17 protein-coding genes and 2 tRNA genes are annotated in these 19,905 nt (G+C 51.4%); 9 read left to right on the plus strand and 10 right to left on the minus strand.

The window, feature by feature from the left end; all coding sequences use genetic code 11:
* Window positions 1-30: 30 nt before the first annotated feature.
* The 8 genes from ruvB to thiO form a co-directional block, all read right to left on the minus strand.
* Complete coding sequence (gene ruvB / locus R5L00_RS07030; protein ID WP_317653936.1) at window positions 31-1,074, minus strand: Holliday junction branch migration DNA helicase RuvB; 1,044 nt, start codon at window positions 1,072-1,074, stop codon at window positions 31-33.
* A gap of 109 nt (window positions 1,075-1,183) precedes the next feature.
* Window positions 1,184-1,777, minus strand: coding sequence for a Holliday junction branch migration protein RuvA (ruvA, locus tag R5L00_RS07035; RefSeq protein WP_317653938.1), 594 nt, complete (start codon window positions 1,775-1,777; stop codon window positions 1,184-1,186).
* Window positions 1,774-2,265 carry a crossover junction endodeoxyribonuclease RuvC gene (gene ruvC / locus R5L00_RS07040; protein ID WP_317653940.1) on the minus strand — a complete coding sequence of 164 codons (492 nt, stop codon included), beginning with the start codon at window positions 2,263-2,265 and terminating at the stop codon, window positions 1,774-1,776. Before ruvC ends, ruvA begins: the two co-directional genes overlap by 4 nt.
* 124 nt (window positions 2,266-2,389) lie before the next feature.
* Entirely contained in the window at window positions 2,390-3,115 is a 726-nt protein-coding gene (locus R5L00_RS07045) for a YebC/PmpR family DNA-binding transcriptional regulator (RefSeq protein ID WP_107694616.1), read from the minus strand.
* A 131-nt stretch (window positions 3,116-3,246) separates the two neighbouring features.
* Window positions 3,247-3,741, minus strand: coding sequence for a hypothetical protein (locus tag R5L00_RS07050; protein ID WP_317653941.1), 495 nt, complete (start codon window positions 3,739-3,741; stop codon window positions 3,247-3,249).
* Complete coding sequence (locus R5L00_RS07055; protein ID WP_317653943.1) at window positions 3,728-4,723, minus strand: SCO family protein; 996 nt, start codon at window positions 4,721-4,723, stop codon at window positions 3,728-3,730. Before R5L00_RS07055 ends, R5L00_RS07050 begins: the two co-directional genes overlap by 14 nt.
* Window positions 4,724-4,818: 95 nt before the next feature.
* Window positions 4,819-7,047 carry a multicopper oxidase family protein gene (locus R5L00_RS07060; protein ID WP_317653944.1) on the minus strand — a complete coding sequence of 743 codons (2,229 nt, stop codon included), beginning with the start codon at window positions 7,045-7,047 and terminating at the stop codon, window positions 4,819-4,821.
* Window positions 7,048-7,220: 173 nt separating this feature from the next.
* Window positions 7,221-8,333, minus strand: coding sequence for a glycine oxidase ThiO (gene thiO, locus R5L00_RS07065; RefSeq protein ID WP_317653945.1), 1,113 nt, complete (start codon window positions 8,331-8,333; stop codon window positions 7,221-7,223).
* A 147-nt stretch (window positions 8,334-8,480) separates the two neighbouring features.
* On the opposite strand from thiO, the gene R5L00_RS07070 reads away from it, so the two are divergent.
* From R5L00_RS07070 to R5L00_RS07100, 7 genes are all read left to right on the plus strand, one after another.
* Window positions 8,481-8,556 (plus strand) — tRNA-Lys (locus R5L00_RS07070).
* Window positions 8,557-8,952: 396 nt separating this feature from the next.
* Complete coding sequence (locus tag R5L00_RS07075) at window positions 8,953-9,624, plus strand: hypothetical protein (RefSeq protein ID WP_317653946.1); 672 nt, start codon at window positions 8,953-8,955, stop codon at window positions 9,622-9,624.
* A complete protein-coding gene (locus R5L00_RS07080; RefSeq protein ID WP_317653947.1) occupies window positions 9,621-10,268 on the plus strand; it encodes a hypothetical protein in 648 nt (215 codons plus the stop codon). Before R5L00_RS07075 ends, R5L00_RS07080 begins: the two co-directional genes overlap by 4 nt.
* Window positions 10,219-10,749 carry a hypothetical protein gene (locus R5L00_RS07085; protein WP_317653948.1) on the plus strand — a complete coding sequence of 177 codons (531 nt, stop codon included), beginning with the start codon at window positions 10,219-10,221 and terminating at the stop codon, window positions 10,747-10,749. Before R5L00_RS07080 ends, R5L00_RS07085 begins: the two co-directional genes overlap by 50 nt.
* Window positions 10,750-12,476: 1,727 nt before the next feature.
* Window positions 12,477-13,535, plus strand: a complete 1,059-nt coding sequence (locus tag R5L00_RS07090) for a site-specific integrase (RefSeq protein ID WP_317653949.1) — start codon at window positions 12,477-12,479, stop codon at window positions 13,533-13,535.
* 497 nt (window positions 13,536-14,032) lie between these two features.
* Window positions 14,033-14,338 carry a hypothetical protein gene (locus R5L00_RS07095; RefSeq protein ID WP_317653950.1) on the plus strand — a complete coding sequence of 102 codons (306 nt, stop codon included), beginning with the start codon at window positions 14,033-14,035 and terminating at the stop codon, window positions 14,336-14,338.
* A gap of 277 nt (window positions 14,339-14,615) precedes the next feature.
* The gene (locus tag R5L00_RS07100; RefSeq protein ID WP_317653951.1) at window positions 14,616-15,086 is read left to right on the plus strand and encodes a hypothetical protein; all 471 of its coding nucleotides are present in this window, start codon (window positions 14,616-14,618) and stop codon (window positions 15,084-15,086) included.
* 237 nt (window positions 15,087-15,323) lie between these two features.
* Here the strand turns inward: R5L00_RS07100 and R5L00_RS07105 are convergent, their stop codons facing one another.
* A complete protein-coding gene (locus tag R5L00_RS07105; RefSeq protein ID WP_317653952.1) occupies window positions 15,324-16,004 on the minus strand; it encodes a DUF4019 domain-containing protein in 681 nt (226 codons plus the stop codon).
* A 792-nt stretch (window positions 16,005-16,796) separates the two neighbouring features.
* The gene (locus R5L00_RS07110) at window positions 16,797-17,606 is read right to left on the minus strand and encodes a hypothetical protein (RefSeq protein WP_317653953.1); all 810 of its coding nucleotides are present in this window, start codon (window positions 17,604-17,606) and stop codon (window positions 16,797-16,799) included.
* A gap of 310 nt (window positions 17,607-17,916) precedes the next feature.
* Here R5L00_RS07110 and R5L00_RS07115 point away from each other — a divergent pair.
* Together R5L00_RS07115 and R5L00_RS07120 are read left to right on the plus strand one after the other, a co-directional pair.
* A tRNA-OTHER gene (locus R5L00_RS07115) sits at window positions 17,917-18,011 on the plus strand.
* Between the two features lie 420 nt (window positions 18,012-18,431).
* The gene (locus R5L00_RS07120; protein ID WP_317653954.1) at window positions 18,432-19,826 is read left to right on the plus strand and encodes a 3'-5' exonuclease family protein; all 1,395 of its coding nucleotides are present in this window, start codon (window positions 18,432-18,434) and stop codon (window positions 19,824-19,826) included.
* The last annotated feature ends 79 nt before the right edge of the window (window positions 19,827-19,905 follow it).

Consider the following 19,905-nt stretch of genomic DNA (forward strand, 5'->3'; position numbering starts at 1 on the left):
ACCTGCTTGCATTCACTGCAATTTCCCGGGCTACTGGCTATCATTCCACAGCTCTCCACTCAACCCGTTTTTCGGCAGCGCGATGCCAAAATGCTGATAAGCCGTCTGTGTGGCCATGCGGCCACGAGGGGTACGTTTCATATATCCCTGCTGGATCAGATAGGGCTCCAGCACGTCCTCGATCGTGCCACGCTCTTCGCTGATAGCGGCGGCAAGGTTGTCCACCCCTACCGGACCGCCACCGAATTTTTCCATTACCGCCAGGAGCAGCTTTCTATCCATCACGTCCAGGCCAATGGAATCGACGTCCAGCATGAGCAATGCCGCGTCGGCCACTTGCCGGGTGATGCGACCGTCAGCCCTGACCTCAGCAAAATCACGCACGCGCCGTAGCAGTCGATTTACGATGCGGGGCGTTCCGCGCGAGCGGCGAGCGATTTCCAGGGCCCCATCCATGGACATTTCAGCACCTAACAATGCCGCCGACCGAGCCACGATCTTGGTCAGCTCCTCGACGGTATAAAACTCAAGGCGGGAAATAATCCCAAAACGGTCGCGCAAGGGATTGGTGAGCATACCCGCGCGGGTGGTAGCGCCGACCAGGGTGAACGGCGGCAGATCGAGCTTGACCGAACGCGCTGCAGGGCCCTCGCCGATCATAATATCGAGTTGGTAGTCCTCCAGCGCCGGATAAAGTATCTCCTCCACGATGGGGGAGAGGCGGTGGATTTCATCAATGAACAACACATCGTTGGGTTCGAGATTGGTCAGCAGGGCGGCGAGGTCGCCGGGACGCTCCAGCACTGGACCTGAAGTATGGCGCAGGCTAACACCCATTTCTCGCGCAATAATGTGGGCGAGGGTGGTCTTGCCTAAACCGGGCGGACCAAAGAGAAGTACGTGATCGAGCGCTTCCCGACGACGCCGCGCCGCCTCGATGAAAATCTGCAACTGCCCACGAATTTTTTCCTGACCGACGTATTCGGCTAAGAGCTTGGGACGCAGCGCTCGCTCAAGCTCCTCTTCCTTGTGAGAAACGGGCGTGGAGTTGATTAATCGATCGGTTTCAATCATTCAGTGCACATCCGATCCGCACGCCATCGATCGTCCTGATAAAACGGGAACTTGAAGTCGAGCTACCCGCTCGACACTCGGCCTGGCAATATTGCGCATGTTCCGGCCACTACTTTTCTTTAGAAAGGATTTTCAATGCCTGCCGTATGCCGTCGGTTACCGTCACGTCCGCGGGTAATTGCCTGATCGCCCAATTGGCCTCGCGGTCATTATACCCGAGAGACAACAGGGCATTAAGTACGTCGCTGCCGCTTGTCGCCACGCGCACGCCTCCCGCCGCCTCTAGTGCGCCCTCCATGCCAGAGCCGAGCTTGTCGCGCAACTCCAGCAATAAGCGTTCGGCGGTTTTTTTTCCAATGCCGGGAATTTTAATCAGCCGTCCGCTATCCTGCGCAGCTACCGCATGGTGCAGGTCGGCGACGCTCAAGCCGGACAGCAAGGCAAGGGCGGTCCTCGCCCCGACGCCCGAGATTTTCACCAGCTGGCGAAAAGCCGCCCGTTCCGCCTCAGTAGCGAAGCCAAAAAGCAGATGCACATCTTCACGCACGACAAGATGGGTATGAAGCACGATTTCGGCTCCGACGGAGGGCAGGTTATAGAATGTGCTCATCGGCACGTCGATCTCATAACCGACCCCACGCACGTCGACCAGCACCAAAGGCGGAATTTTTTCCAAAAGCAGCCCGGTTATTCTGCCGATCATACCAACCGCCCTCGCTTCATGCGATAACCCGCGGTGGATATGCCGCCCAGCCCCAGTCCACCATGGGCGTGGCATATCGCGCAGGCAAGGGCGTCGGCCGCGTCTGTGCTGGGGCTGCCGTCAAGCTGCAGCAGGCGCTTGACCATTTCCTGAACCTGCTCTTTTTTTGCATGACCCTTGCCGACCACTGCCTGCTTGACCTGCAACGCAGTATATTCGGCCACAATCAGGTTATTCAGCACCGCGGTGCAGATGGCCGCTCCGCGAGCCTGTCCCAGCATCAGCGTGGACCTTGGATTGACGTTGACGAATACTTGCTCCACCGCGACTTGATCGGGCCGGTGTTCAGCGATGACCTCATTGAGATGATCCATGATGGACTTCAGACGCAAAGGCAGTTCACCAACTACTGTCTTGATACATCCGCTGCTGACGTAGGCGAGTTTGCCACCTGTTTTGTCGATGACTCCAAAACCTGTAATTCTCAAGCCGGGATCGATCCCAAGGATACGGATTTTCGGACACCTCAGGTAGCGAACCCGCGTTCGCGGGCACGGACATCAAGTAATAAAAAGACACGCATAGATTATTAAGAAGAAATTGGACTGGAAACTATCCATCGATTACCGCAGTCGTGTAAACCTCTTGGACATCGTCGATATTTTCCAGCGCATCGAGCAGTTTTTGCATTCTCGTCGCATCATCGCCGTCCAAAGCGGTCTCATTGACCGGCTTCATTGTCACTTCAGCCAACTCCGCTTTAAACCCGGCCGCCTCCAGCGCTTGGCGGATCGGGACAAATTCATACGGCGCGGTCACGACTTCGATACTGCCGTCATCGTGCGTGACGATGTCCTCAGCGCCAGCTTCCAGCGCTATTTCCATTAGCCTGTCTTCATCGGTGCCGGGCGCAAAAAGAAGTTCTCCGCAGTGCTTGAACAGAAACGCGACGGAGCCATCCGTGCCGAGATTACCACCGTACTTGGTAAAAGCATGGCGCACATCCGCAACGGTGCGAACGCGGTTGTCGGTCATGCAATCCACCAATACCGCCGCGCCGGCGGTCCCATAACCTTCGTACCGAATTTCTTCATAATTCACGCCCTCCAATCCACCGCTGCCACGCTTGATTGCGCGCTCTACGTTGTCCTTTGGCATATTCTGCTCATACGCCTTGTCAACTGCCAGGCGTAGCCGCGGGTTACTGTTGGTATCCCCCCCTCCGAGCCTGGCGGCGACGGTAATCTCCTTGATGAGCCGTGTAAAAATCTTGCCGCGCTTGGCGTCCTGCGCGGCTTTCTTGTGTTTGATGTTAGCCCACTTGCTGTGACCCGCCATGATAATGTACCTTTTGCCCTCTTGTTGAGTAATGCAATGGTATCACCGCGTACCACGAGCATAAAGCTCAGAGCAGGGCATAGTCGCGGATATTGCAACGCTACGCAATGCCTGAAGCAGGAGAGTGGCCGTTACAGGGAGGGGGATGAAAGCCTGGCTTTGGCAGCCGTGAGGCGGCCGTTGTGAACATTGAAGGTGAGGATGAATGAAGCGAGGATTGAGTGCGCCAGCGGAGCCCTGTTCTGGCCCATTGGGAAGATGGGAAAAGCGATCTCCACCAGGTCAGAATGACGTAACACCCTGGTTACTTTATCTTCACCCGTTACTTGATACTTCGTGCCCGTACGTTGTCCGACCCCTGTTACGCTAACGAGATCGACAGACAGGAATACGCTGGGCGGTGTACCAAAGTCGGGATCGGTAACCAGGACACTGGTTATGCGAGCGCGACCGGAAAGCGCAATGGATTCCAGATCGCCATGTGCGGTCCCAGAAATGGGAATAATGAGATCGGATGTGTCGCGATTTTGCCTGGCGGATGAATCGGCCAGAATCGGGGTGCTTGCCAATCCGGTCAGGAGAGTCAAGGATACTACAGCCGATCGCAGGCAATTAATGTTCATCATTCTCTCCTCGCTCCGGCCGGGGCCTCTCAACGCGCGGGGGGCGTTTCAGGGATTTCATCGAGGACGCTGCCGCATTTTCCCTTTCGCCACTTTCGTGAGCGACCGTTTGCGTCTCCAGGTACTGGATCAGCGTCTCGACATCTCCGTCACCCAGACGCAGGTTCGGCATCCGCACCCCCCTGTACCTGATGAACAGTTCCATGGCGATAGGGTCTTTTTCCGCCAGCATCTCTTCGGGTGTCTTGATAAAACGGGCGAGCCATGCCCGGTCCCGCACGCGTGCGACGCCAAGCAGATCCGGACCTAAACCGTCGCCCTGGCCAACAGTGTGGCATGCCGAGCAACGCGTTCGGAAGAGGTAGCTCCCGGCATCCAATCCTTGGATGGGACGTGCTGCACTGTAGCTCTTCCCCGTGCCTGGCGAGTTGTTCCAGTCGCTCAGAAAAGTACTGATCTTCGTAGCAAGAAACCGCGGATCGTCCACGGCGGAAAGACGCATCCACTGGCCTGTAGACGCTTCGCCAATCATGAGGCTGGGGAGATGCCCGTCACGGTCCGCGGAATCGTTGATCGACGACAGCCCAAGCTTTTTACTGATAAGCTTGATGTCAGCCTCATTGCCGGTAAGGAATAGCCAGCCTGGACCGGCACCGAAGCTGTCCGCGTAAGCCTTGAGCACTTCGGCCGTGTCGTGCTCGGGGTCGATGCTGATTGAGTAAAAGAAGATATCCGTGCCTACACGGTCACCCAGCAACCGCTTCACCTGACCAAGTCGCGCAGTCTCAAGCGGACACCGATCTTTGCAATTGGTATAGATCAGGTTTATCACTACCGCTTTGTCCTTGAGGAGATCGTCATAGAAACGGATCACCTCGCCGTTCTGCGTAATCAGCGGAACATTGGGGAAATAATCCTCACCCCAACGGCTGCTGGCACCCGCGGTACCGGCAGCCAGAAGGACCGTTCCCGCGCCGAGCCACATTAATCGCCTAAACCTGCCAGATGATGTTTGGCTTCCCCGGAATCCACATCCGTTTCCATTCATATGACACCCGACTAGGTGGTTGCCCGGTCCACTCACCGATACGCGGTGGAAAGAATCTCAGTAGGGTCCTCGAACCTCACACCCTGCGGCGTGGGGATCGGGGTTGGCAGCGGCGTCAGGGAAGCGTTCCCGTCCCTGACCTCCCAACGTAGCAGCATGGCGTTGTCTTCGTGTGGCGAGTTATGGCAGTGCTCCATGAACATCCCGCCAAAATCCCGGAACTGGATGGTAAGCTTGACGCTTCCCCCGGGACGGAGGCGGTACACGTCCTTTCGTCCCCGTTCCCACGCCGGAACCTTGCTCGCGCTCCCATCGCGGGCGAGAATTTGCCCTTCTTCGAAATGGATATGAACCGGGTGATCCCAGCCCCCGCCGCTGTTTTTCAATGTCCAGATCTCCCTTGTTCCCAAGCGCGGCGCAGCGGAAATCCGGCCGAAGTCGGCGTTGAGCATGTCTTTACCATCTGTCCTTATTCCCCAAGGACCGAAGAATGACGAGACAGGGTCGTTAGTCGTCTGATCGGCGCCCCGTCCGAATTCGAATACCCGCTCCGCGGCAACTGGGATCTTGGACAGATCCGGATTGGGGCAGAGGACCGAGGGCACTTGGCTGACGTCGGGTTTGCTGGGATTGCGCGCGATGCGGAATTCCAGGAATTTCCCGACGCAGGGATCATGAGACGCACCGGACAGCGCCTCTTGCACCGACAGGTTCTCTTCCACCTTCTTGCCGTTCGAGTGCTCGGCCAGGTTCACCATCCAGACTTTATCGCCGACCTTGTAGCGCGAGAAATCGATAACAATGTCGTAGCGCTCTGCGGTACCCTGCTCGTCGAGGCGGGTGAGCGTCACCGGACTCGGCAACAGGTTCCCGTCGTTGGCAATCATGATCATGGGGGAGGAATCACTGAGCGCAATCTTTAAGAAACGGGAAATCCCGGCATTCAGGATGCGAAAGCGGTACTTCCGCCGCTCTACCTCGAAGTAGGGCTTGTACGCGAGGTTCACCGTCATCATGTCGCCAAGAACCCCGTCGAACTCGAAGATATCCATGGCGAGTTGCCCCTCCCGGTCCCAGGCCTTGTCTGCGATCATGAGGTTCACATCGTAGTCGAGATTTCCCCATGGCTTCGCGGTACCGCTGGGCAGCCTGAGATTCACGCCATCGTTAATGGCTTCGTTACCGCGATCCAGGCTGCTGTATAGGTTGAACATTCCGGCGTTTCCCTTGTACACGTTCTGCGCCGTGAAGCTGAACATATGGTCGTGAAACCAGTGGGTGCTCATCGTCTCGCGCCAGTCCCCCGGGTACTTCTCAATGCCACCCCCATCGGTCGGGCTCCCGCATCGCGGATCGGTGGCCTCCCGGTTAACGCTGAAGTAGCCACCATGGCAGATGGGGTAATGGTAGTCGTAGAATTGCCCCGGATAAAAAAAGGCGCCGGCAAACCCGTCGTTCTCCGCTCCATGATGCCCGTTATGCTCATGGGTTGAAAGCGTATGCCTGCCGAAACCACCATTGTGGCGGCGGTTGAGAGGCAATCTGTTATGGTGCCGAAAAATGATGGACTCATGGCAACGGCCGATCAGAAGCTTGGGCGGCAACGTTCCATTGAACGTCCAGACCTTTAGCGCCCCCTGTTGAGGAAGACTGGGATGGAAAGCGGGACGGAGCGGCGCAACTGCGTCGATACCGGAATTGAGGCTCGAAGGGACGCCCGGATTGTACCCGGTGTTGACCTTGGCACCCTCCTGGGTAACCTCCACCACCACCTTGGGCGGAAACTCGTTCCACTGCTGGTGCGCCCAGATTGGACCGGGAGGCCGACCTTCAATGGGCCCAGTACCGCCGCCCAGTTCCGCGAACACAGGCTGCTGAGTGGTATTCGCCTCAATCGTCGGATCGGGTCCCGGACGGTCCGAAAATGCCGGGAGTGGATTCATCACTCCCGTCCCCGGCATGTATGGCTTTCGAGGCAGAACGTCGAAGCGAGGCATGGGCTGCGTGAAGGCCTGAACTCCGAACATTGGGCTGGGTGGCATTCCCGTCGGGATCTCGTCCCCCGCGTAAGCACTCTTCGCGTAAGGGCTCAGGCCATGGATCGGTACAAGCAAGCCGCCAGTTGTGATAAGCCCCCATTTGATAAAGTCGCGTCGTGTGACCTGACCCTGGGAATATGCTTGAATCATCTGCGCGCGATTGCCACGCGCGTTCTCGGCCTCCCTTATACGGGCCTTGGATGCGTTCCACCGGAGATACATTTTAACGTCCTCTTCTTATTTGCCAGCAAAACCGCCCCAATAGGAGTCGAAGTGGCAGTGAAATACTCGCAATTAGGAAGGGGTTATTCTGTTCGCTGACGAACAGACTTATATTTCCTTAAGGGTTAAAGAATCCGAGGACTGCTGAGGTGGGAAGTGCGATCTATCACTATTCATGCGGGCCAGCGATAGGGCGTAGCGTCGATTGGCTGGGGCCTGCTCGAAAGGATGTTGGATAAAAGCCGGGCACTGCCGGTAGCCATGGTAACACCATAGCGGTAATGACCGCTATTGAGATAGAGGTTCGAGATAACAGGATGACGATCGATAACCGGCACATTGCCAGGTGATCCGGGACGTAAACCTGCCCAATGGGCCGCAACCATTTCCGGGGATAATTCAGGCACGAGCGCACGGGCTTTTGCGAGCAGCATTTCATGCGCCTCGGCGGTCGGGCATTTATCGAACCCGACATCCTCCAGGGTACTGCCCGCCAGCACAAATCCGTCTCGCCGGGGGATTAGATAAAATTTATCCGGTTCCTGTAATACAATCGCGTTTAACAGGCCCGGTTGGCCCTTGAAAAGCAGGATCTGGCCGCGCACCGGCCAGATGTCGAGGTTTAGGGCGTGTTCACGCAAAAGCCGACGGCTCCATGCCCCCGCGGTCACGAGGTAATTGGTCGCGGCGTATTCCTTTCCCTGACTTGTGCCGACTGATTGAATCCGGCCTTGGGCTATATTCCAGCGAGCGACCTCCGTGTGCTCGACGATGTCGCCTTTACGCAGTTCCACCGCCCTGATCAGCGCTTGTAACAAGCGGGGATTGCGCACCTGGCACACGTCAGGCAGCCAAAGTGCGGGTTCGTCGCGAGAAAGCGCAGGCGCGATTTTGTGAGAGCGAACCCTGTTCATGGAAAAACCAAACCGAGCGCACCAGACTTCCGCTGCATGGAGACGAGCCTTCTCCAGACGCGCCTCTGCTTCGCCTGATTGGCCATTCAGCACCAGCATGCCACTGGCCTGATACTCCGGATCGATCGCCGTCTCCGTCCGTAAGGCATCGATAAATGCTGGAAATAGCCGGTTGCTCAACCGCGTCAGCAGCGTGACAGGATCAGGGTAATCCCAGGGCAATAGCGGTGAAAGGATTCCGGCGCCCGCCCATGATGACTCCTGTCCACAGCGATCACGTTCCAGTAACGTTACGGTCGCCCCCTGCCGCAACAATTCATGGGCGGTGGTCAAGCCGGCAATTCCGCCGCCGATGATGAGAACGTCGCTCAAAAATTAATCCTTCGCATCATCGGCAGTTTAAATTAATTTTTATGCCGAAGCAGGACAAGCTGGCAGTCATTCTGCAGCCCAGCTCAGTCCAAAAAACTTTATATCCGAGGGGTGAGCCGGTATAATGCACGTCCCGTGGGAATCAGTGGGTCGTTAGCTCAGCCGGTAGAGCAGCGGACTTTTAATCCGTTGGTCGCCAGTTCGAATCTGGCACGGCCTACCATAATAATCAATAAGATAACCGCCTTACTAGGGAAACTTGGGTTCCCTATGGGACACCAGCGGGACATTTCGGTTCAACCGTCTGCTTTGTTCACCTTTTCTTCATTCTGCATCAAACTAGCGCAACCGTTCCGTTACGTGATGCTCCCTCGCGTCAAGGGCTTGATCAGGGATGCGTTATCTTTATATAGGGTGAGCGAAGAATGGCAACCGAATTGACTTGGCATTGAGGGAATAGACGTCGAGGTTACTCGTCCCTTACCTGAACGATAGCGGCGAGTTGCGTATCTAAGCAGTGTGGGGAGACCGTGGCGTACCGGTAACTGGAAGCAGAACAGTATAAATATGAGTCGAGGTGAGGTATGATTTGTTTATATGGTTTGAGAGTTTGATCACCATGGCGGATTTGAAATTAGATAACGTTTCGGTAATAGTCGTCTCCGAGGGCAACAATCCACGCATCATTAACCCTGATTTTTTACGGCGTACAGAAGTCATACCAAGTGATTTTGGGGTGTCGGAAACAATAGTAACTCCACCTTTATCTCTTGTTAGATACGACAACGGGTTGGCAATACAGATGGAAGAACATAAACTTTCATTTGTCGCTATTCGACCAAATGAAATTGAATGGTTGACACTATTACCTACCGTAACCAATAGGCTGCTTGAGGTCTTACCGCACGTGGGCTACAAGGCAGTTGGTCTTAATTTTAAGCTATCTTCAGAAGCTGTAAGTGTTGAAAAGGCTGAGGCTGAACTTATTGAATCGCTTCTCGCTAAAGGGGAGTGGTTTAACTTTGACCGGGGACTTACTGGTGCGGTAGTAGAATTTCATTTTCATAACAGTCAACCACAACTAAATGTTAAAGTCGCGGTAAAAGAAGAAACTAGAGATTCGGGGGAAAGTTTTAGTGAAGTATTTCTGACTGCTAATTTCCACCAAGACTTTTCTACTGATGAGGTGGAAATGCGGAGTGCATTTATCTCAGACCTTGGCCGGTACGAACGGGAACTCCAGCAGTTCGGCCGGCTTCTGCCGTTATTTTCAGGAAAAAAATTACAATGACAAACACAGCGAGCGCTGACGTCATCTTTTGGGCAGCTGGCATTTCAGATACCTCGAATTTTGCTAATAGCACTGCGGAAAAATATGTTCGGGGCATTGTTAAGCATGTGCAATCTCTAACTCAACCCCATCTCCTGTTAAAATCTAATAGCAGGGAGAACGCTTCCACTTCGGTGGAATTGTCGGATGAGTTGAGATTTGTGACTTTGGATCAAACTCCAGAAGTAGTTGATGGAGACGTCATACTTGAGCTGTTGAAGAGATTTAAACAAGACCTAAGTACAAGCTTCGTAGATGCTTTCAAGACACCCGCGCGGCTCCCGGTAGGCCTGCGAAATGAGATTTTAGAATTTGCGAATCTTCCCCGCTGTTGGGACGGGGATTCCGCCGAACCAATAAATGGAGTTTCAATCGGTAACGCACTGAACTTTTTAGAACAATACAAGGGACAGCTTAAGTTTGATGCCTTTCCAGATCCCGATGGTAGTGTCGGACTCCAAAGTGATATCGCGCCTGGCCGTGTTTTACTAAGCTTCTCTGCAGATAACACTGTCGCTTATTTAATACGGAAGCAAGGAGCCGTGCATCGCGGTCATGGAATCACGCATAATTCGCTTAATCAATTGCTGGACGCTATCCTTTAAACTGTGGTGTGCTTTTTATTATCTTACGCTAAAGAATTGTTTTCGATTTCGCCTGCCTCGGGTTATCGATGATAACGAATCGGTAGGACGTGCTCTTTTCAGTGGTAATGTTAAGAAAGATAAAGTTCTTGCGGGGGCGTTTCTACCGCCAAAATCTGACCCGAGAGCGATCTCGGTAAATCGGATTTCTCGTGCTCCTATCGAGTGGTTCAACCAGTTGGGCCAGCACAACGCATTCCGTCGCGCAGGCAGAACTAATCAGAACATAAAATATTACGGTATGGTTTCGATCCAAGCAAAAAAACTCCGCGGCATCGAAATCGATACCAAGCAAAAATTCGCTGTTGTTGGCAGCCCGACGCTTCAAAATGCCCTCCACGCCAATATTATGCTACCCCCCAGTGAAGGCAAAGATTTTGACCTTTATATTGCTGATACCCTTCTTCAACACATAGATCCCTACCAACCTCCTGAGCAATAAATGCGTGTCTACCTACAGTTGCGACCGCCCTTGCAACCGGATTAGAAATAACAGGGCGGGATCAAACAGAATAAGGGCCGAAAATAGTTTCAGAATCTCCTGGCCGAGGAAACACCCCCCGTCACTGATGTATGGCGAAAGGAGAGAGGGTTCTTAAAAATTAATCAGTAACCTGTCTGTAGAGCGATTTAGTTAGCTAGGGTAGGGTTAGGTATTGCCGGAAAAAGATCGTCGATGCCACCCCTCCGTAGCGCTAGCTGTAGAGGCATTCCTGTAGCGTAGAGTTACCCCCATCTTTGCAACCTTTCTAAGTTTTAGTTATTGGGAGCAATGAGAGCGAGTATTAGGCAGCCGTGCATCGAGCGCGTACGCGGGGATGCCTTAGTGCCATCCCCGTCTGCCGAACAACACCCCCGGCCTTCGTTAGCTGGAAACGGCAATCAGCGCTAAGGCATTGAAAATATTAATCAAGCTTACTTCATATTAATCCGTGTCCGCACGGAGTAATAGCGCACGCGCTGGCGCGTTACCCTACCTGAGGTATTGCCAAACAGATATCGCGCGTCACAGCCTCTCCTGCACCTCAATTAGAGGCATTAGCAGTGCTCGTACTCGACCGCTTAGATCAGACACTTTCATACCCCTCCTATAAGCCCTTCTTGGGCGATTATTTACCCTTTACCCTACCAACCCCCTCACCTAATCCCTAATCGTCGATGGTTGCCACTCTACCGCCAGAGTTAGGGGCATTCCCCGTAGCATCAACCGTCTGATCAGTACTAGATTCTGCTACCGACTTCCATTTCAAAATTTTTTTCGCGCAAAATTGGAGTGAGCCATGATGGGAGGGAGCCTCAACATAGGGGGAGGGGGTCTTTCGTAGACTGGGTGTACCCCCACACCCCACCCCCCCTCTCGTCCATATCGTTATAACTGACTGTCCTTATTGGAATCTATACGCTCACGGCCTTCCGACTATCGATTACCCCTTAAGGAAAGCAATGACAAGATGAACTAAGTACTTAATACTATTCTTTCTTTGTTACTTTCTTTCTTGCTTAACCCTTAGTGACGGTACTGCTCCTAAGAGATAGCCGCGATAGCGGATGAGTTGATGGACATAGAAACGTGAGGTAGTGAACGTAGAGACCCAAGGCAGTGAATCTGACAACGTTAAGGCGGTGAAGGAAGTTCACACTAGTACTTCAAAGAGTACATCAATGAGTACTTCATTACGCGATAGTAAACGTGAAGGAAGTAAGGATTGAACGACGTTCAATATAAATTGACCTTTCCACGTATCCTCACAGTACCGAAAACGGACTCGTCCCCTAATGAAACAGTTCCGTTTTTACCTGAAACAGTTCCGTTTTCACGTGGTAACAGTACCCAAAACGGTACACGGAATCTGTTATTGAATCAGAAAGAATCTATTAATACTAAAAGGAAAGTACAAGACACAGAAAACAGATAAGAAAGCATAAGTTCGACAGACGCGACAATGGAGTCGCGTTAAAGGGAAGAGCTTTTCTTGACCTCTAAAGGTACATTTCCTACCAAAATGAAGAGTAATTGTCCCATCAATGTCCCATATTGCCTTTACTCTCGCGTAAATATCTGTAGATAAATGAAATAAAGAGAGAGAACGCGGGATTGCTAATCCGTTGTTGCACTAATCTGTCTCCTCATGTAAGCTCTAACTCATCAAATAGACAAGGGGAGCAGACATGGCAAGCATAGAGAGACGGGTTTCCAGCGAGGGGAAAGTTTCTTACCGGGCTAAGGTGCGGAGGAAAGGTTTTCCTGAGTTATCCGAAACGTTCGAACGCAAGACGGACGCAAACAAGTGGGTGCAAGATACCGAATCAGCAATCAGGAATAACCGTCACTTCAAGACTTCAGAAGCAAAGCGCCATACCCTGGCTGAGTTAATAGACCGTTATATCGGGGATGTTTTACCTAACAAGCCAAAGAATGCACGGGATCAGGTTCGCCAACTTAACTGGTGGAAAAGTGAGATTGGACATCAGGTTTTAGCAGACATTACCCCCGCATTGATTGCTCAACAACGAGACAAGCTAGCTGGAGGGATTACGGTACGTGGCAAGCCTCGTTCCCCATCTACAGTTAACCGTTATCTTGCGGCCCTATCTGTTGCTTTCACGATGGCGGTGAAGGAATGGGGATGGATGGAAGATAGCCCGATGCGGAAGGTGACGAAGCCCAAAGAAGGAAAAGCTCGAATTCGTTTTCTATCCGATGATGAGCGCCTTCGCCTGCTAAAGACATGTAAAGAATCTTCTAACCCTTATCTCTATTCCGTTGTCGTGTTAGCGTTATCTACAGGCATGAGACAAGGCGAGATTATGGGCCTAACCTGGGAAGTGGTTGACTTGCACAAGGGCAACGCGATACTCCAGGACACAAAGAATGGGGAACGGCGTTATGTCCCGATTACAGGCCATGCCTTAGACCTAGTGAAAGAGTTGAGCAAAGTGCGCCGGATAGACAGCAAACTACTTTTCCCCTCAAGAGAAAAGGCGAAGCCTATGGACTTGCGTTCCCCGTGGGAGACTGCCATGAAGAAAGCAGGGTTGAAGGATTTCCACTTCCATGATTTGCGCCATACAGCTGCTTCTTTCTTTGTAATGAACGGAGCAAGTCTAGCCGAGATTGCGGAGATACTAGGACACAAGACCTTGCAGATGGTTAAGAGATACGCGCACCTTTCTTCAGACCATACGGCTAGGGTCGTTGCGAGCATGAACAATAAAATGTTCGGATAAAAGTCCTTCAAAATCCCCACGATCTTGCTGAATTATCATTTTTTCTGTAAATATCTGAAAAAAAATAAAAGTATATTTTGAGCCTGCTGTAAAATAAACCTACGAAAACCGCAACCTGCGTGTTAAGCTTTCTTATGGAGTGTTGAAAAATATTCCAAGGCTCATCTCGGTATTTTACGGAGAGAGTTTTTTTGTCTATTATCTATCGGAGGCGTATAAATGCTCGATCGTAGCACCACTGTAGCAGTGCAAAGTTCCACAGTCAACACCTTTCTAAACAATCCCCCTAAAACGCTATTAACCGTTAAGCAGTTCTCGCACAGAAATCCATCATTTTCTGAAGGATCGTTAAGAGCACTCATATTCAATTCAAAGCCACGGCACTCTACAGTTGGGGAAATACCAGGGAACGGCTTATCTCAGGCTATAGTGCGCATAGGTCGTAAGCTACTAATAGATGAGGCAAAGTTTTATCAATGGTTGGAGAGCCAAGACTAATGAAATCCATGGATTGCCCCAAATGGTTTAGCTGTTCAGCAGAATGTTGCCCACTTCCTCAGGACGATAAATACCCATCAATGGGAAAGAACATGATCTATACGGAGAAAGGAAAGAGAGGTTGCTATTATATTTATGAATACTTTAAAGAAAATGCGGAGGAGAATTTTAAAAAGACTGGCGTCGGGTGGCTATATGAGTTTTTACAAGCTAGGTCCCCCGCATTTACCAAAGACCTTGAGCGATCAGCTAAAACAAAATCCAGGATGGCTAGATTTCTCCCAAAGCCGTTACCCTCGGAGTAGTTGAGCGCATTCCATTTAGGACGCGCAGAAGGGGGGTTACTGCTGGACACATGTATCGCAGGACATGAAAGGTATCACCAACCCCCACTAGTGCCGATGGTACCCCCCTGTAGCGTGCTTCTAGAGGCATTCTTGCAAGGGGATTAAGACATAATCTGCCATTAGCTACCATCACGAAGAAATAAGGAGCATTTAATTAACAATGGAAGGAGTAGGAGTGATTCAAAAAATAGCCAAGGGTGGAACATGGGTAGACCTTCTTGAAGATTATTAAGGTATGGCAAAAGGCAATAGGTATAAAGACGCGCGTGACAAGCGCGAGGGAGGGGGATATGTAGCCTTCCCCCACGAGGTACTAAACAGCGTGGCGTTTATCGGGCTTACCTCGCATGCGAGAATGCTTTTGTTTGATCTAGCCGCCCAGTACAAGGGCAACAATAACGGGGACTTGTGCGCGGCATGGACGTTAATGAAAGTGCGGGGCTGGAAGTCCGAGGAGACTCTTCACAATGCTAAGCGCCAGTTGCTGGAATGTGGTTTGATAGCTGAAACGCGCAAGGGCGCAAGACCGAACAAAGCCGCGTTATACGGCTTAACTTGGTTCGCAATGGATGAGTGTAAAGGCAAGCTCGACATTTCCCCGAAGGCATTCCCCAGAGGCCGGTACAAGCTGTTGGAGCCACTGCCTCCAATGAAGGTTAAAAACACATCGCTTGCTACGGTAGGCGTAGTAGGGGGAGCAGGATAGCTACGGTAGGCGTAGTAAGGAATTTCATGAAAGCTGTTCGCTACTACGGTAGGCGTAGCTATGAGGGCTATTTTTACCCTCTCTCTACTACGGTAGCCGTATTGCTTCTTAGACATACCAATCTACCTAGGCTTACCTACCCCATCTTTAATCAGAAAGCGTACTTGAAAGGAATGCACGAGGAGTTTAAAAGACAGAAGAAAGTTTTCTGTAGCGAGCCTAGTTAATTTCCTGCGATCAATTTTTGAGACAGGGAATCGGGGTAGGCACGATGCTATGAAGGTAAACGTGCCACCTTTTCCCGTCGATCGCACGTAGTGCTACGCTCTCCTGGTGGCACTCGCCCGATTCAAATTTTGTACGAAATGTAACAATTCTATAAATGCCTACAGGATACCCGGGGGGAGATTGGTATTCTTGCACTCCGATGTCATCACGTTCAAGTACTTTTCCTAGAACGTCTCTCCCAGAAGCATAAACATCCCGGTATGCTTGACGATCGCGTGCAACGCCAAGTTTGGCTTCCTCATCAAGTAACCCCCAAGCCTCGTCTATTTTTTTTGCATCGACTTTTGATAGATACGCCTCTATGGCTGCTGTTGGAGAGACCGCAGGTGGAACAATTTTATCAATAGTTTCGATTATTTGAGGTTTCATCAAAAAAACCATGGTAAATAACGCCAAGGCTCCTCCGGCCTTCACATAGGGAAGGTCGACATTTAGTATTCCCGGAATTACGGCACCTACTCCCCCCGCCGATAAAGCAAGGACGGTAATAAACGTCCACAGCTGAAATGCCGAAGGGTCCTTTATCCAGACAGCGAAAATCAGAATCGCAGTAATAAATACGACCCCGAAGACAAAACTCAGTAAAACGTTTATGTCCAGAGTTCCGCTAATTCTTGATGCTTTAGGCATACCGTACTAACATGATAGTCGTAGAAGAAAGAGTAAATTATATGATAAGTTTTATTTAAAAGGATCTTGTCATGTGGAAATACCTCCCTCTGTTAAGCTTGTCGTTGCTATTGCTCGAACCGAGCGCTGCGCAGACAATTCCCAATGCACAGGCATGCACTGCGGAACATGCAGTGACAGGCCAACTTGTTCCGGTGCGTCAGAGAACCGGATTTTCATCGTATTGGGCTCACGCCCAATGGGATCAGGACGGCTGGCCTTCAATAACCTATGGATCAACCTATTTCGCGTTGCCGCCACTAATGCAAGTGTTTACATCGGCGCACGAATGCGGTCATCTTGTGGAGCAAACCACTAATGAGTTTGAAGCAAACTGTTTTGCCCTGGCAAACCTTGACCTCACTATTCAAGAATTTAATTTCATCGCTAATTACCATCATTCGATAGGTCCCCTGCCTTTACATTACGGTGGGAGCGGAACTGCATTCTGGAAGAGAACGGTTCAAATGTGCCCCTAGTGGCAGAATCGGATTGTGGTTCATTGAACACTAAGTAGTTACGTTATTTCTCGCGCATCTGCGCGAGGCGCAATTCCCTCGCTGTAGTCCCCTACCTACTGTCGCTTATGGCAAAGACGCAAGCACAACGGTGCGGTCGCATACGTGCGCGAGAGGAAACTCAACCCTCCGCGTGTACGCGATGTCAAGACGTGCTCCTGCGCGCTGTATGCGCGAGGTTTAGCTTTTTGCTGCCTCTCGTGTTTAGCTAGAAGCGGTTAGACGGGGGAGAAATTCACTCTGCTACCGCTACAACTCGTATCCAAAGCGCCGCGCTCTCAACATTCTCCCATTTTCCTTCACTAACATCCCTAACGGTCAGTTTCGTGTTCGCTGGTAGCGTAATCCCCGTCTCGTCATCTTTGTCCATTATGGATTTGCTGATCGGTGATTTAAGTTTTTTTTCAGCGCCCGTCTTGCGAAAGTCAACCAAATAAACTTTTCGCGAAACATCAAGTGTTACTGTATTACCTATTTCCACAAATTTATCGGGGATGCCCCTGAATTGGCTTCGAACGGATATATACGGACCTTCGATAAAAAGCTTACTGTTTACATTAAAATACCCTACAAATATCCAACCAGTGTCTCCAATTGACGCCAGCAATTCCCTCGCAGAAGCAGCAGCTGGTTTCTGCTTAGGTTTTTCATTTGGCCTAGGGGGTGGGGGTGGGCCAGGATTAACAAAGGAAAAAGATTCTTTTTGGAACTCTGCCCAAAGCTTTTGCCTATCATTCTCGGATATATACGTATTGTCTTTAAGCATTGAGCAATACGTGGAACCCATCATTTGTAGGACCAGAAGGCGGTCCGCATTGGGATAACGTTCAAATAAGTTTTTCGCAACCACCTCTGTTTTCGACGTTACCTCCCCCGCTTTGAGTCGCCCCAAAGTCCCGACGCTCGCTTTTACGTCAGAAGCAACATCTTTGTTTACTTTTGTTATCGCATCAGGCATCGGTGGACAGACGATAGCCCCGATACCAACGCTTGGAAACGTAGTCATAAATGCAAAAAGCAAAACTAATAGGGGTTTAGCGGACATCTTGTTTGAGCATGAGTTTGCCGATCCTTATTATACAACCTAGACTTTAAGTAACTCTACCTGAGCTTTCCTACGTCTCAACTGATGTAACCCGCCCCTACAACTGAGGACGTAAAGTTACTGCCTTCCTATTTCCCGGAGCGGTTCATTTTTCACTATATCCCCACGGATGTACGATAAATACATAAAATATCGTTTAAAGAACTACAGATAACGCCTTAGGACGGGACACTGGTGGGACACTTACTGATAAAACACGGCAATAAATGGTGACAAGCGGCAGCAACGAATTTCGGTTAAGCTATTGATTAGGCTGTTGAGTTGTGTTGTCTATTGCTACCTTCTATTGATTGCAAGGGACTTTTAATCCGTTGGTCGCCAGTTCGAATCTGGCACGGCCTACCATAATTTCAACTAGTTAGGTTCATCACCAGCTGTTTTTGTTATTCATTGCTGCCCTATTGCGAACTTATAGCCGAGCTAGACGAGATTAATCAACGGTTAAGTCAACAGTAGACCACTAGAGGCGCGAAAAGCAATAGTCATTTGTCGGTTTCGCATCCCCCGCCTCTTCCTTCAGATCGTTCGCTTTAAATCTCTCCTTCGACCGGCTCGCGTTCCAGACTTTCCTGCAAAAAGACGAGGTAATCAAACTGCCTCAAGGTATCGCAAGAACAGGCTGAAGAAGGACTGTTGTACATTCAGTGCGGAGAAGCTTGTATATATCCTCACGCGCGTCACTCCGCCCCCCCCGCAATACGCCTGGGTGCATGATCGCTGGCTCCAGGTGGTGACTGCCGAACACTAGGAAAGTATATACAAGGAATGTTTGCTACCCTACCCAACTACGTCATGCTGGATCTGGAGACCACCGGCGCGACTCCGCTATATGATCGCATTACCGAGATCGCCCTGATCCGGTTTGAATACGGCGTGGAAACTGAGCGCTGGCAGACGCTGGTCAACCCCGGCATCAGTATCCCGCCCTTCATAACCCACTTGACCGGCATTACCGACGAAATGGTAAAGGACGCACCAACCTTCGAGGAGGTTGCACCTACCTTATATGGCTATATCGAAGGAGCAGTACTGGCAGCGCATAACGTGCGGTTCGACCATGGCTTCCTGAAGAGCGAATTCAACCGCATGGGTGCGGTGCTGCGACAAAAGGTCATGTGTACGGTGAAGCTGTCGCGCAAGCTCTATCCCGAGCATAGAGGGCATGGGCTAGATGCAATCATGTGGCGGCATGGGCTCAGGACTGATGCGCGCCACCGGGCAATGGGCGATGTCGAGGTCGTGGTGGCTTATCTTGACTTGGCCAGGCGCGAACTAGGAGAAGCCCGTGTGCTTGAGGCTGTGGCATCCCTAGTCAAGGGACCAAGTCTACCCGCTGGCCTCGATCCCGCGTTCCTGGATGAGATACCTGATAGTCCCGGCGTCTATCTCTTCCATGGGGAAAACGATTTGCCGCTCTATATTGGCAAGAGTGTCACCCTGCGCTCACGAGTGATGTCCCATTTCGGCGGAGATCATGCTTCGAGCCGCGCAATGCGCATCGGACAACAGGTTCGCCGCGTTGGATGGATGGAGACTGCAGGAGAGTTGGGCGCACTGCTGCTTGAATCGAGGTTGATCAAGGAGCGCCAACCCGTGCACAACCGACTGCTGCGCGCATCCTCCAGTCTGTTCTCTCTTAGTCTGGCATGCGGTCTCAACCATATATCGCTCGTAAATATTGTAGACAAGGATGAGATCCACCCCGAAGTCTTCGAATATCTCTACGGCTTCTTTCGTTCAAGAAAGGCGGCCACTGAAATGCTGCGCGGCCTGGCAAAAGAACATGGACTGTGCCCGCGCACGATTGGCATAGAAAGCGGCAAAGGTGCGTGCTTTGCTCACCAGATCAAATGCTGTGATGGCGTATGTGCAGGTAAAGAAAACCCTCAGCTGCACTACCTGCGCCTGAAACAGGCGTTAACTCCTCTCCAGCTGAAGACCTGGCCGTATCCGGGCAGGATTGGAATTCGTGAACACGATGAGGAGTCAGGGCGCACACAGGTTCACGTTTTTGACAGCTGGTGCCATATTGCAACAGTGGAAGACGAAAGGGCGCTTGAAGAGGTGCGGGAGACGCGCTCATCGTTGAGTTTCGATCTGGACACCTACAAGCTGTTGCTGAAACACCTGAAAAAAAACGTTTCCGTTATTCCTCTATAGGAATAGAACTCGAGACCCAAGCGAAGGACCGAGAGTACCTGTTCGATTTCGAGGACACTATTGTGCCGTAACGTACCGC

It is taken from the genome of Nitrosospira sp. Is2 (assembly GCF_033095785.1).
GTDB lineage: Bacteria > Pseudomonadota > Gammaproteobacteria > Burkholderiales > Nitrosomonadaceae > Nitrosospira.

Excerpts from the sequence above, each read along its gene's own strand:
- ruvB (WP_317653936.1), bottom strand. The coding sequence starts at position 1,074 with ATGATTGAAACCGATCGATTAATCAACTCCACGCCCGTTTCTCACAAG.
- ruvA (WP_317653938.1), bottom strand. The coding sequence starts at position 1,777 with ATGATCGGCAGAATAACCGGGCTGCTTTTGGAAAAAATTCCGCCTTTG.
- R5L00_RS07045 (WP_107694616.1), bottom strand. The coding sequence starts at position 3,115 with ATGGCGGGTCACAGCAAGTGGGCTAACATCAAACACAAGAAAGCCGCG.
- R5L00_RS07050 (WP_317653941.1), bottom strand. The coding sequence starts at position 3,741 with ATGATGAACATTAATTGCCTGCGATCGGCTGTAGTATCCTTGACTCTC.
- R5L00_RS07055 (WP_317653943.1), bottom strand. The coding sequence starts at position 4,723 with ATGTGGCTCGGCGCGGGAACGGTCCTTCTGGCTGCCGGTACCGCGGGT.
- R5L00_RS07060 (WP_317653944.1), bottom strand. The coding sequence starts at position 7,047 with ATGTATCTCCGGTGGAACGCATCCAAGGCCCGTATAAGGGAGGCCGAG.
- R5L00_RS07075 (WP_317653946.1), top strand. The coding sequence starts at position 8,953 with ATGGCGGATTTGAAATTAGATAACGTTTCGGTAATAGTCGTCTCCGAG.
- R5L00_RS07080 (WP_317653947.1), top strand. The coding sequence starts at position 9,621 with ATGACAAACACAGCGAGCGCTGACGTCATCTTTTGGGCAGCTGGCATT.
- R5L00_RS07085 (WP_317653948.1), top strand. The coding sequence starts at position 10,219 with ATGGAATCACGCATAATTCGCTTAATCAATTGCTGGACGCTATCCTTT.
- R5L00_RS07090 (WP_317653949.1), top strand. The coding sequence starts at position 12,477 with ATGGCAAGCATAGAGAGACGGGTTTCCAGCGAGGGGAAAGTTTCTTAC.
- R5L00_RS07095 (WP_317653950.1), top strand. The coding sequence starts at position 14,033 with ATGAAATCCATGGATTGCCCCAAATGGTTTAGCTGTTCAGCAGAATGT.
- R5L00_RS07100 (WP_317653951.1), top strand. The coding sequence starts at position 14,616 with ATGGCAAAAGGCAATAGGTATAAAGACGCGCGTGACAAGCGCGAGGGA.
- R5L00_RS07105 (WP_317653952.1), bottom strand. The coding sequence starts at position 16,004 with ATGCCTAAAGCATCAAGAATTAGCGGAACTCTGGACATAAACGTTTTA.
- R5L00_RS07110 (WP_317653953.1), bottom strand. The coding sequence starts at position 17,606 with ATGTCCGCTAAACCCCTATTAGTTTTGCTTTTTGCATTTATGACTACG.
- R5L00_RS07120 (WP_317653954.1), top strand. The coding sequence starts at position 18,432 with ATGTTTGCTACCCTACCCAACTACGTCATGCTGGATCTGGAGACCACC.